The sequence below is a fragment of the Ensifer sp. GW821-FHT05G01 genome (genome assembly GCF_059419585.1).
In genome coordinates this window covers 432,644-445,639 of the sequence record NZ_JBWKSC010000001.1, presented here as the reverse complement: position 1 = coordinate 445,639, position 12,996 = coordinate 432,644, and the positions used below count along the sequence as shown (strand labels likewise).

10 protein-coding genes are annotated in these 12,996 nt (G+C 64.1%); 2 read left to right on the top strand and 8 right to left on the bottom strand.

The window, feature by feature from the left end:
- The first annotated feature begins 61 nt into the window (after positions 1 to 61).
- Positions 62 to 412, top strand: a complete 351-nt coding sequence (locus tag AC07UR_RS02190; RefSeq protein WP_209787713.1) for a hypothetical protein — start codon at positions 62 to 64, stop codon at positions 410 to 412.
- A 336-nt stretch (positions 413 to 748) separates the two neighbouring features.
- A complete protein-coding gene (locus tag AC07UR_RS02185) occupies positions 749 to 1,975 on the top strand; it encodes an alpha/beta hydrolase (RefSeq protein WP_234941612.1) in 1,227 nt (408 codons plus the stop codon).
- A 77-nt stretch (positions 1,976 to 2,052) separates the two neighbouring features.
- On the opposite strand, the gene AC07UR_RS02180 is transcribed toward AC07UR_RS02185, so the two are convergent.
- From AC07UR_RS02180 to AC07UR_RS02145, 8 genes are all read right to left on the bottom strand, one after another.
- Complete coding sequence (locus AC07UR_RS02180) at positions 2,053 to 2,745, bottom strand: response regulator (protein ID WP_209787719.1); 693 nt, start codon at positions 2,743 to 2,745, stop codon at positions 2,053 to 2,055.
- On the bottom strand, positions 2,742 to 5,438 hold the full coding sequence (locus tag AC07UR_RS02175) for a DUF4118 domain-containing protein (RefSeq protein WP_209787722.1): 2,697 nt from the start codon (positions 5,436 to 5,438) through the stop codon (positions 2,742 to 2,744). The genes AC07UR_RS02180 and AC07UR_RS02175 overlap by 4 nt, the downstream gene beginning before the upstream one ends.
- Positions 5,439 to 5,471: 33 nt before the next feature.
- Positions 5,472 to 6,041, bottom strand: coding sequence for a potassium-transporting ATPase subunit KdpC (gene kdpC / locus AC07UR_RS02170; RefSeq protein ID WP_209787725.1), 570 nt, complete (start codon positions 6,039 to 6,041; stop codon positions 5,472 to 5,474).
- Positions 6,042 to 6,043: 2 nt separating this feature from the next.
- Entirely contained in the window at positions 6,044 to 8,170 is a 2,127-nt protein-coding gene (gene kdpB, locus AC07UR_RS02165; protein ID WP_209787728.1) for a potassium-transporting ATPase subunit KdpB, read from the bottom strand.
- 11 nt (positions 8,171 to 8,181) lie between these two features.
- Positions 8,182 to 9,891, bottom strand: a complete 1,710-nt coding sequence (gene kdpA / locus AC07UR_RS02160) for a potassium-transporting ATPase subunit KdpA (RefSeq protein ID WP_209787731.1) — start codon at positions 9,889 to 9,891, stop codon at positions 8,182 to 8,184.
- A gap of 87 nt (positions 9,892 to 9,978) precedes the next feature.
- Positions 9,979 to 10,065 (bottom strand): potassium-transporting ATPase subunit F, encoded by an 87-nt coding sequence (locus tag AC07UR_RS02155; RefSeq protein WP_077502908.1) that lies wholly within the window; start codon positions 10,063 to 10,065, stop codon positions 9,979 to 9,981.
- Between the two features lie 230 nt (positions 10,066 to 10,295).
- Positions 10,296 to 11,456 carry an AI-2E family transporter gene (locus AC07UR_RS02150; protein ID WP_209788537.1) on the bottom strand — a complete coding sequence of 387 codons (1,161 nt, stop codon included), beginning with the start codon at positions 11,454 to 11,456 and terminating at the stop codon, positions 10,296 to 10,298.
- A gap of 174 nt (positions 11,457 to 11,630) precedes the next feature.
- Complete coding sequence (locus AC07UR_RS02145) at positions 11,631 to 12,854, bottom strand: MFS transporter (RefSeq protein WP_209787734.1); 1,224 nt, start codon at positions 12,852 to 12,854, stop codon at positions 11,631 to 11,633.
- Positions 12,855 to 12,996: the final 142 nt, after the last annotated feature.

The window sequence follows — 12,996 nt, the reverse complement described above, 5'->3', positions numbered from 1 at the left end:
GCCGGCGCGCCTTGCTGCGAACGAGCGGCTGGCAAGAGGTCCATTTCAAGGAAGCCGAACGATGTCGCTTAAAGTTAGCCGTTTTCAAGTTCACGAGGATGCCGTTCAGGCCAATGTCGCCGGCCGGACCTGTTCCTTGTCAGCGCTTGAGATCGGCGGCGAAGTGCTGGTCGTGCTGACATGGCTCGGCAACAGGGAGGCTGGCCTGCGCCGGCCGGAATACGTGTTGCCGCTCAATTCCATACCGTATCAGGTGCGCGAGCCGGATGCCCGCTCGCCCTATCGCTGGATCCTGACCGGGACCTTGCCGATGTCACTGTTCGACGGCAGCGCGTCGCGGCAGGTCCGCCGACAGCACGGCGTCGGCCCCGGCCCGGCGATCAACCTGCCTCTGTCTGCCACCGCGTCCTGATCGGCAACAAAGGCGCCGCCCGAACCGCTCACGCCGCCGACGGTGACCAAATGCATTTCGTGGGCGACGCTCGCCCTGTCGCGGCAGATACTGCGGTCACCAGCCCGGCGAGACCGATGGAGACGCCACGCAGAGAGTCCCGGCCGAGCCGGCGCAATCTCAAAGCAAAATCATAGCGCGAGACATGGCGAAATACCCGCTTGCATCTGCCGGCATGGAGTGGTGTCATCGCGCTGTCGCGAACGCACAGTCTGATGCGGCTCGGTCTTGTTTCTGCGTGGGGCGCCGATGATTGACAATGCGCGTGTTACGATCTCGTCGGCACGGACGCGGAGAATGATGACAATCGCGGCGGCTGTTGCCCTGTCGCTAGGGCTTTCCTCTTGTGCCGGAAAACCCGAGGGCGTCATGACCCCGGTTGCGCTCACCGCACAGACACCGAAAACCGCGCAAGTGGAGATGCTGGTCGCAACCACAAGGCAGCCTTCGGGCGACCCCGCGACACTGTTTTCGGGCGAGCGGGACGCCAACACCTTCATGACCGACGTCGCGGTCTCGATCCCGCCCGACACCGTGCGCAAGGCCGGCACGGTGCAATGGCCACGCAAGCTGCCGCCCGATCCGGCGACCGACTTTGCGGTGACGCGGGTTCGGGAACTGGACACGCTCGCCGACGGCCGGGAATGGTTCAAGCAGCACAATGTCGGCGGCCACGCCTTCGTCTTCGTTCACGGTTTCAACAACCGCTACGAGGATTCGGTCTTCCGGTTGGCGCAGATCATCCATGATTCCGGCGCCCAGACGACGCCGATCCTGTTCACGTGGCCCTCGCGCGCCAATGTGTTCGAGTACAATTACGACAAGGAAAGCACCAACTACTCGCGCACCGCGCTCGAGGACACGTTGCGCATCCTGTCGCAGGCCCCCAACGTCAAAGACATCACCATCCTCGCCCACTCCATGGGTACCTGGCTGACGATGGAATCGCTCCGGCAGATGGGCATTCGCGACGGCAACGTGCCGTCAAAGATCCAGAACGTGATCCTGGCCTCGCCGGATATCGACCTCGACGTCTTTGCCAAGCAATGGGTGGAGATGGGCAAGAAGAAGCCGAAGTTCACGATCTTCGTCTCGCAGGACGACCGCGCGCTGGCGCTTTCGAGCTTCATTTCCGGTGACGTTTCGCGCCTTGGCGCCATCGACCCGTCGAAGGAACCCTATCGTACGGACCTTGAAAAATCCGGCATCACCGCCATCGACCTGACCAAGGTCGAGACCGACGACGGGCTGCACCATGGAAAATTCGCCGAGAGCCCGGAAATCGTCCAGCTGATCGGCCAACGCCTGATCAAGGGCCAGACGCTGACCGACTCGAACATTTCCGTGGGAACAGGCATCGCCGCCGTTGTCGCCGGTACGGCGCGAGGGGTCGGCAATGTCGCCGCGACGACGTTGTCCGCACCAGTCAACATCATCGAGAACCCGCGGCCGGCAGCGAAGAAAAAGATCGTCGTCGGCGAAACGCTCGCTGGCGAGCAACCAAAGCCGGTTGCGGCCAACTGATCGCCGTGGCGCCTGATCGCTGGGCGGACCGGGCGACCTCGTATCAAGTCTCGATGATAGAAAATCGAGACCTGATATCAGTCGCCGTCGCCGACGAAGCGGTAGCCGACGCCCGGTTCCGTTCGGATAATCTTGGGATCGGCCGGGTCGCGCTCGATCTTGCCGCGCAACTGGCCGATGAAGACGCGCAGATAATGCAGATCTTCGCCGTGCGCCGCGCCCCAGACCGAGGTCAGCAGCGTCTTGTGGGTGACGACGCGTCCGGCATGGTGCGCCAGCATGACCAGCAGATCATATTCCTTTGGCGTCAGACGCACCGGTTCGCCGTCGCGCGTCACAATCCGCTTGATGGTATCGATCGCAACGCCATCGGCCGAAAGCTGGGTATGCCCGCCCTCCATCTGGATGCGGTGGCGAAGGGCAGCGCGGATGCGCGCCGTCAGCTCGCCGATTCCGAAGGGTTTTTCGATGTAGTCGTCGGCGCCAAGGTCAAGGGCGGCGATCTTCTCGCTCTCCCGGTCGCGCGCCGACAGGATGATGATCGGCACCTGCGACCAGGCGCGGATATTGGCGATGACGTCCTTGCCGTCCATGTCGGGAAGGCCGAGATCGAGGATGACCACGTCGGGCGCAGTGGTCGCGGCCGCCTTCAGCGCCTCTGTTCCAGTCAAGGCCTCCAGCACGTCATAACCGGCAGCGCTCAGGGCCGGTCGCAGGAAGCGCTGGATCTGGGGTTCGTCGTCGACAACGAGGATGCGCTCCACGCTCATGCACGGTCCTTTTCAGATATTTCAGCTTCGGCGGCAGGGAAGCGCATGGAGATGCGCGTACCGCGACGGCGCAATGCCGGGCTTTCGGCCTTGATGCGGCCACCCATAGCCTCGACGAAGCCCTTGGCGATCGACAGTCCGAGACCGGTGCCCGGTGCGCGGCCGTCCACCTTTCCCCGGCGGAAGAATTTTTCGAAGACCTGTTCGAGATCGCGTTCAGCGATCCCCTTGCCGAGATCGGTGACCGACAAGACGATGTCGTTGCCGTCGCGTCTGGCATAGATGCTGATCGGCTCGTCGCCGCCGTATTTGTTGGCATTGTCGAGCAGGTTGAAGAGTACCTGGCCCAAAAGTACGCTGTCGCCGCGCATCAACGGCAGTTCCGGCGCGATGCTGGTCTCGATCTCGCGGTCGGGAAAATACTTGCGCGCCCGATCAACGGCAGCGCGCACGGCATCGGCGACATCCACCCAATCGCGCTTGGCATTGACGGTGCCAGCTTCGATGCGGGTCATGTCCAGGAGATTGGCGACGAAACGGGTGAGCCGCCCCCCCTCTTCCTCGATCGATTGCAAGAGGTCGTCGCGACTTTCCGGCGGCATGCGGTCGCCGAGCTGGCGCAGGCTGGTAACGGCGCCGGTGATGGTGGCAAGCGGCGTGCGCAGATCGTGCGAGATCGATGACAGGAGGGCCGCGCGAAACCGCTCACCTTCCAGCTTGGCGGCGTGATCCAGGCTCTCGCGCGACAGGCGCGCCCGGTCGATCGCGATCGCCGTCTGGTCGAGGATGGCAGCGAACGCCCGCTCCTCGTTGATCTCCAGCGGCTTGCCGGCCTGCGCGAAACCGCAGACGCCGACGACGCCGTGCGGGCTCGTCAGCGGCCGGAAATGGAACGGGCTGTTCGGTAGCGTACCGGTGCCGTTTCCGGCCGCCTCCTTCTTGTCCATGGCCCAACGTGCGGCCATGGTGTCGGTGACATCAAGCTCGGTATCCGGCGGCCAGGCGGCCTTCAAGCGCAGGTCTCCCTCCTCCGGCAGCAGCACCGCGACATTGCGCTTCAGCGTCGTCTGCATCTGGGTGACTGCTGCCCAGAGCACATCGTCGACATTGGCGGTTCCAGAGAGCTTGCGAGAGAAATCATAGAGCGCCTGCGTTGCCGCTGCACGGCGCCGGGCGGATTTTGCCTGTTCGCGCACCCGGGAGGCGAGGCTGCCGGCAAGGGCTGCGGCAACCAGGAAAATGAACAGCGCGAAGACTTCGTGCGGCTCCGCCACGGTGAAGGTGCCGACCGGATTGATGAAGAAGAAGTTGTAGGCAAGCACCGAAAGAAGGGCTGCCGCGATTGCCGAGACGTGGCCGGCATAGGTTGCCGATGCCAGCACCGCGAGGAGGAACAGCAGCGAAATGTTCGGCAGGATGATGAAACGCTCGATGAGCACGCCGAGCGCCGTTGCCGCTGCCACGGTGGCGGCGGCAATGACAAGTGCCCGCCCAAAACCCTCGGGCATTTTCCCTTTGCCGGTGACGTTTCGCTTCGGGCGCGGCTGTTCCTTGTCGGTCACGAGATGAATGCCGACACCGGTGATGCGCTCGGCCAGTGCATCGGGAAGCGATTGCCGGAAAAGACGCATCGGGAAAGGCTGGCGCTTCGTGCCGATGACGATCTGCGTCGCGTGCTCACGGCGCGCAAGCTTGAGGATCTCTTCGACGAAATCGTTGCCGACGATGCGGCGGGTCTCCGCACCGAGCTGTTCGGCAAGACGGAAGGTCTCGTCGAGCCTTTTCGCCGCCTCGCCGTCGCCGCTTTCACGGTCGGCCCGCTCGATGAAGACGACGATCCAGGGTGCGTTCAGCCCGGAAGCCAGGCGGCTGGCAGTGCGCACCACCTTTTCCGAAAGCGGATCAGGGCCGATGCAGACCAACAGGCGCTCGCCGCTGGCCCAAGGCCCTTCAATGGCGTTCTGCTTGAGATAGTCGACCATCTGGTCATCGACCCGGTCGGCGGTGCGCCTGAGTGCCAGCTCGCGCAGCGCCGTCAGATTGCCGAGGCGGAAGAAGCGCTCGGTGGCGCGCTTGGCGCTGTCGGGCAGGTAGACCTTACCCTGGTTCAGCCGTTCGATGAGTTCGGCCGGCGGCAGATCGACCAGCAACACGTCGTCGGCACGGCTGAGAACCGTGTCGGGCACGCGCTCGCGCACCGCAACACCGGTGATCTGGGCGACGACATCGGACAGGCTTTCCAGATGCTGGATGTTGAGCGCCGTCCAGACGTCGATGCCGGCGGCAATCAGCTCTTCCACATCCTGATAGCGCTTGGGATGGCGGCTGGCCTCGGGATTGCTATGCGCCAGTTCGTCGACGACGATGATCTTTGGGCGGCGTGCAAGTGCGGCGTCCAGATCGAATTCTGAAAGCACGCGGCCGCGATGGTTCACATCGCGGCGCGGCAGTATCTCCAATCCTTCGACGAGCGCGGCGGTCTCGCCGCGCCCATGGGTCTCCACCAGACCGATGACAATGTCGACGCCGTCTGACTTCAGCCGACGCGCGCGCGTCAGCATGGTATAGGTCTTGCCCACGCCTGGGGCTGCGCCGAGGAAAACCGTCAGCTTTCCCCTTCGCCCCTGCCCGGCCAGCGCCAGCAGGGCATCCGGGTCGGGACGGCTTTTCGATTCGCGATCGGTTTCAGGCATTCAAGATCTCTGGTGGCATCTCAGGCTTCGCACTCAGCTTCTCCGGGCATCCAGAGCAAGGTTGAGTTCTAGCACATTGATGCGCGGCTCGCCTATGATCCCGAACAGACGACCTTCGGTCGCCTGCTCGACAAGCGTGGCCACATCGGCTTCCGCGACGCCGCGCGCCTTGGCAACGCGCGAAACCTGCTCGCGGGCGAAGGTCGGCGAAATATGCGGGTCGAGGCCGGAGCCCGACGCCGTGCCGCCATCGGCGGCAATCTCGCCTGTTACACCGCTGGCGCGCAGCTTCTCGACATCGGCGGCCACCCGCTCCTTCAGCTTGGCCGAGGTCGGGCCGAGATTGGAGCCGGTCGAGCCGCCGGCATTGTAGGGTTCGGGCCCAGTCGCGGAGGGGCGCGGCCAGAAATATTTGTCGGCGGCGAAATTCTGCCCGATCAGATCGGAGCCGACAACGGTGCCGTCGATGCGGATGAGGCTGCCATTGGCCTGCGCGGGCATCAATGCCTGGGCGACACCGGTGATCGCGAAGGGATAGGCAAGGCCGGTGATCGCGGTCAAAAGCAGGGCCATGACGATTGCGGGGCGGAGATTGTTCAACATGGTTACACCAGATTAAGAGCAGAGACGACGACGTCGACGAGCTTGATGCCGGCAAAGGGCAGGATCAGGCCGCCGAGACCGTAGACCAGCAGGTTGCGGCGCAAGAGGGCTGCGGCACCAACGGGGCGGTACTTGACGCCCTTCAGCGCCAGCGGGATGAGCGCGACGATGATCAAGGCGTTGAAGATCACCGCCGACAGGATCGCCGACTGCGGCGATGTCAGGCCCATGATGTTGAGGGCCGCCAGCGCCGGATAGGTGGTGATGAACAGCGCCGGGATGATGGCGAAGTATTTCGCCACGTCGTTGGCGATCGAGAAGGTCGTCAGCGAGCCGCGCGTCATCAGCAGTTGCTTGCCGATCTCGACGATCTCGATCAGCTTCGTCGGGCTCGAATCGAGGTCGACCATGTTGGCCGCCTCGCGCGCCGCCTGCGTGCCGGTCTGCATCGCCACCCCGACATCGGCCTGGGCAAGCGCCGGCGCGTCGTTGGTGCCGTCGCCGCACATGGCGATCAGGCGGCCGCCCTGCTGCTCCTTACGGATATAGCCAAGCTTGTCTTCCGGTGTCGCCTCGGCGAGGAAGTCGTCAACGCCGGCTTCCGACGCGATCGCCGCTGCCGTCACCGGGTTGTCGCCGGTCACCATGACGGTGCGGATACCCATGGCGCGCAGAGCGGCGAAGCGCTCCTTGATGCCGGGCTTGACCACGTCCTTGAGGTGGATGACGCCGAGCAGGCGGTTGCCATCGGCAACGGCGAGCGGCGTGCCGCCGGTGCGCGCGACCTGGTCGACCGCGCGGCGGAACTCGGCCGGCACGTTCTCGTCGCGAACGCCTGCAAACTTCAGGATCGAATCGACAGCCCCCTTGCGCAGGCGGCGTCCGGCGAAATCGACACCCGACAGGCGCGTTTCGGCGGCAAACGGCACGACGGCGTCGATTGTGAGCGCGCCTGACTGAACCGAGCCGCCACCGACGGCCAGAGCCATGACCTCGCGGTTGGCCTGCTTGCCGGAAACGGGCAGGGACACGGCCGGCGTCTGGCGACCAAATTCGCCGGTTGCCAACGCAGCAATCGAGCGGCCTTCCGGCGTCTCGTCGGCAAGGCTTGCCAGCAGCGCCGCATCGGCCAGTTCGGCATCCGTGACGCCTGGAACCGGCATGAAATTGGCGGCCATTCGGTTGCCGAAGGTGATGGTACCTGTCTTGTCAAGCAGCAGCGTGTCGACGTCACCGGCCGCCTCAACTGCGCGGCCTGATGTGGCGATGACGTTGAAGCGCACCAGCCGGTCCATGCCCGCAATGCCGATGGCCGACAGGAGGCCACCGATGGTGGTCGGGATCAGGGTGACGAGCAGGGCCGAAAGAACCGTGACCGACAGAACCGTGCCGGAGTAGCCGGCAAGACCCCAAAGCGTCACGACGGCAACGAGGAAGACCAGCGTCAGGCCGGACAGCAGGATCGACAGCGCGATCTCGTTCGGGGTCTTCTGGCGCTGCGCGCCTTCGATGAGCGCGATCATGCGGTCGACGAAGGTATCGCCAGGCGCCGTGCCGATGCGCACCTTGATCCAGTCGGACAGCACCTGCGTGCCGCCGGTGACAGCGGAACGGTCGCCGCCGGATTCCCGGATCACAGGCGCGGATTCACCGGTGATCGCACTTTCGTTGACCGAGGCGACGCCCTCGACGACGTCGCCGTCGCCGGGGATCAATTCGCCGGCTTCGACGAGCACGAGGTCGCCGACCTTCAGCGATGTGGCGGCGATGGTCTGGGTTTCACGACCTTCCGCCGAGACCAGCTTGCGGGCCATCAACTCGGACTTGGTGCGACGCAGGCTGTCGGCCTGCGCCTTGCCGCGCCCTTCGGCGACGGCCTCGGCGAAGGTGGCAAACAGCACCGTGAACCACAGCCAGGCGGCAATTTGCCCTGAGAACAGCGGGCTTCCGGTCCCGGTCGCCAGATCGCGAATGAAGAAGACCGTGACCATGGCGGCCACCACCTCGGTGACGAAGATCACCGGGTTGCGGATGAGCTGGCGCGGGTCGAGCTTGGTGAATGCGGCCTTGAAGGCCGGCAGGATAATCGCCGGATCGAGTAAGCTCGGGGCGACGGGTTTCGAAGACATGGTCTGTTCCTTCAGAAGGTCTGGCCCGAGAGCATGGCGAATTGCTCGACGATGGGACCGAGCGCGAGGGCCGGGAAATATTGCAAGCCCCCGAGGATGAGGATGATGCCGATGAGCAGGCCAACGAAGAGCGGCGTGTGCGTCGGGAAGGTTCCCGTGGAAGCTGGAACGCGGGTCTTGGCGGCGATCGAGCCGGCAATCGCCAGAACCGGGATCGCATAGGCGAAGCGGCCCAGCAGCATCGCAAAGCCGAGCGTGGTGTTGTACCAGGGCGTGTTGGCCGAGAGGCCGCCGAAGGCGGAGCCGTTGTTGCCGGTGGCCGAGGTGTAGGCGTAAAGGATCTCCGACAGACCATGCGGACCTGACGTGCCGATGCTGGCCACGGCCGAGGGCATGACAGCCGAGATCGCGGTGAAGCCGAGGATCGAGGCCGGCAGGATGAGGATCGCCAGCATGGCGTATTTCATCTCGCGCCCCTCGATCTTCTTGCCGAGCAGTTCGGGCGTGCGCCCGACCATCAGGCCGGCGACGAAGACGGCGAGGATCGCGAAGACGACCATGCCGTAAAGGCCGGAGCCGACACCGCCTGGCAGCACTTCGCCAAGCTGGATCAGGAGCATTGGAACGAGACCGCCGATGCCGGTGAAGGAGCCGTGCATGCCGTTGACCGCGCCGGTCGAGATACCGGTGGTGACGCCGGCATAGGCTGCCGACATCGCTTGGCCGAAGCGAACTTCCTTGCCTTCCATATTGCCGAGCGAAGCTTCGAGGCCGAGGCCGTGCAGGATCGGGTTGCCGTAGCTTTCCGCCCAATAGATGACGCCGATGCCGGCGATCAGAAGGGTCGCCATGGCGGCGATGAAGGCCCAGCCCTGGCGGCGGTCACCGACCATCTGGCCGAAGGTGTAGACCAATGCCGAGGTGATCGACAGCATTGCGAAGATCGACAGGTAGTTGCTGAGCGCACTCGGATTTTCGAACGGATGCGCCGCATTGGCGTTGAAGAATCCGCCGCCATTGGTGCCGAGTTGCTTGATCGCCTCCTGGCTTGCGACCGGGCCGAGCGCGATCGTCTGCTGTACGCCCTCGAGCGTGGTGGCGCTGACGGAAGCATTGAAGGTTTGCGGCATGCCCATCGCCACGAAGGCGAGTGCAACGACGACGGCCAGCGGCAGGAGGACGTAGAGCGTCGAACGGGTCAGATCGACCCAGAAATTGCCGAGCGTCGCCGCACCGGAACGGGCAAATGCACGGGTAACGGCAAGCGCGATGGCAATGCCGGTCGCTGCAGAGACGAAGTTCTGCACCGTGAGGCCAGCCATCTGGCTGAAATGGCTCATGGTGGTCTCGCCGCCATAGGACTGCCAGTTGGTGTTGGTGAGAAAGCTGACCGCCGTGTTGAAGGCGAGGTCCGCCGGCACGTCGGCAAAGCCTTGAGGGTTCACCGGCAGCGCCCCCTGGAAGCGCAGGATGGTGTAAAGAAGCACGAAGCCAGCGGCGCTGAAGGCAAGCATCGACAGCGTATAGGCGAGCCAGCCCTGCTCCTTCTTCGGATCAACGCCGGCCGCCAGATAGAGGCCACGTTCGACGGGTCCAAGCACCGGAGAGAGGAAGTTGCGCTCGCCGGCAAACACCCGGGCCATGTAGAGGCCAAGCGGCTTGATCGCAATCAAAACGGCGAGAAAGAGGAGGCCGATCTGCAGCCACCCGATAATAGACATGAGGAATTCTCCACGAAAGACGACCGGACGGTACAAAGTTCGGCCCGGTACGAAGTTTCGACCGGAGCACGAAGCTTCGACCTGGGGTCAGAACCGTTCCGGTCGAACGAGGGTCACGATGAGATAGACCGTCAGTGCGGCCGCGACGGAGATGCCGACGAAGGCTTCGAACATCGATGCCTCCTAGAGCCGGCTGAGCGTGCGCGCATAGAGCGCAAACACGACAAGGCCGCCGATACCGGCGGCAAGAAAAAGTAGATCGGGCATGTGCATTCTCCGGGACTGGTTATAGCCGGATGATGCACCCTCCGCGGGTCAATTATCGATTGGGATGGTTTTGCGCGGGCATAAGGAAAAGATAAGGACACTGCCGCCGCCCAAAGGCGGCTGGCAGATCGGCACCATCAGCCCTTGATGATCGGGCTGACCGTCGGTGCGGCTTCGCTGGTCACTTCGCGCATCCACTCGCGCCAGATGGCGACGAGCAGCGCCATCAGCACTGGGCCGACGAACAGGCCGAGAAAGCCCATGGTCTTCACCCCGCCGACAAGGCCGAAAAAGGTCGGCAGGAAGGGCAGCTTGATCGGGCCGCCGACGAGGCGCGGACGCAAGGTCTTGTCGACGATGAAGAGTTCCGTCGTGCCCCAGGCAAACAGCGCGATGCCGTGAACCGGCGAACCGCTGGCAACGAGATAGACGGAAACCAGCGTGAAGCAGAGCGGCGCACCGCCGGGGATCAGCGCCATCAGGCCGGTGATGATGCCGAGCGTGACCGGTGAGGGAACGCCCGCCAGCCAATAGGCGACGCCGAGCACGATGCCCTCGCCGATGGCGATGATGCCCATGCCTGTTACCGTCGAGCTGATCGTCAGCGGCACCACGCGCGACAGCCGCTCCCAGCGCATCGGGAAGATGCGCTCGCCAAGATGGTCGAGCTGCTTGGAGAAGGAATGTCCGTCGCGATAGACGAAGAACAGCGTGATCAGCATGAAGAGCAGTGTCAGGAAGGCGTGAAACGCCGAAGCGCCGATGACCAGCACGCCGCGATAGATGTTGCCGATGTTGGAACCGCTGACGAGCTGGACCAGTTCGCCGAGCGCACCGGGATGGCCGACATATTTCACCCATTGTTCGCCGAGCCAGACGCCGGCAACCGGGATCGTCGTCAGCCAGACGGGCACGCCCGCGCCGTTGGCATTGGTTTCAACGGCCCAGACCAGCCAGTCGCGCACTTCGTCGACCGCATAGACGGCAGCAACCGAGATCGGCACGACGATGAAGGCGACGACGCTGATGATGGCGATGGTCGCTGCGAACGTCCGATTGCCGCCGACAGCAGCCAGCAGGCGGCGATAGATCGGCCAGCTGGCAAAGCCGATGACGACGGCGGCCAGAACCGGAACGACGAAACCGTTGAAGAAATAGACGCCGGCGAGAAGCACGAAGACGAGCATCCAGCGCGCCGCCGTGATCGGTCCAACAAGTGCGGAGCGCGACGTCGCCGGATACCCGAAGAGCCGCGGCTCTGCGGGAAGGTTTTCTCGTTCGCGATTGCCCAGTTGCACCAACATTCCTCCGTCTTCAAACGACTTTACAGCAAACCCGAGGCCTTGCCAGCCTTCGGCTGCCCCATGCCCCCGGTTTACGGTAGTTTCAGGGCCGCGACCGAGGCTAGCGGCGGGACATGACAGAAAAATTTAGCGGCGCGCAAGCTCCAAGGCCTTATTTGATCGCGGCGGTCATTCTGCCGCACGCATCGAGGCGCGCTTGATCGTCTCGGCGCGGTCGACGAAAACCGAGGCGAGGAAGATGCCGAAACCGGCAACGCCCATCACGGCGCCGACGAGGCCGGTCGAGGTCCAGCCGTAGCCTGCGGCAATCGACCAGCCGCCAAGCCAAGCGCCAAGCGCATTGGCAAGGTTGAAGGCCGAATGGCTGAGCGCTGCGGCAAGCGTCTGCGCTTCGCCCGACACGTCCATCAACCGGGTCTGCACACCCGGCACGACGGCAAAGCCGCCGCCGATGAAGAGCACGTTGACGATGGCGATCCACGGGTTGCCCATGGTGAAATAGAACAGCACATAGGCGAGGATGTTGAAGGCGAGCGCGATGCCGATCGCCGGCAGCAGCGCCCAGTCGGCAAGCCGCGAACCGACGATGTTGCCGAGGATCATGCCGGCACCGAACACCGACAGCATGATCGGCACATTGGCGACGGAAACGCCTGCGACCTCTGTCAGTGCAGGGGCGATGTAGCTGAAGACGGCGAACATGCCACCGCAGCCGATCGCGCAGATGCCGAGCATCAGCCAGACCTGCAATTTGCCCAAGGCGCCGAGTTCACGCAGCGGCGTGGCCTGCGGATTGCCCTTGTCGCGCGGCACGTAAGACCAGGTCAGCGCAATGGTCAGAAGGCTGATGGCGCCGACGATGGCAAAGGCCGAGCGCCAGCCGAGCGCCTGACCGAACCAGGCGACCAGCGGCGTTCCGAACAGGGTGGCGATCGTCAGGCCCATCATCACCCGCCCGACGGCCCTCGCCCGCTGGTTGGGTGCGGCAAGCCCGGCGGCGACCAGCGCCGCCACGCCGAAATAGGCGCCGTGCGGAAGACCGGCAAAGAAGCGCGCGGCAACCAGCGTGTAGAAATCCGGCGCGATGGCACTGGCGAAATTGCCGATCGCAAACAGAAGCATCAGCACGAGAAGCACCCGGAAACGTGAAAACCGCGCCGCAAGCACAGCAATCAGCGGCGCGCCAACGACGACACCGAGCGCATAGGCACTGATCACGGCGCCGGCCTTCGGCACCGAAACGCCGACGTCATCGGCCACCTGCGGCAGCAGGCCCATGATGGCGAATTCTCCCGTGCCGATCCCGAACCCACCGACGGCGAGCGCAATCTCGGCAACGGAAATGCGGCTCCGGCGCGGATCGACGGCGGAAGAATAGGCTTCGTCACACATGAGCAATACCTGTGTCGTCCGCTCTCTGGGAGCGGAACAAATCTGTGGGTGCTGGCAGCAGATATCGGATGGAGTCCGATGGGGGTATGTTGCAATGCAATACAGGCTTTGACCCCTGATAGCAAAGGCTTTGCGGCACTCA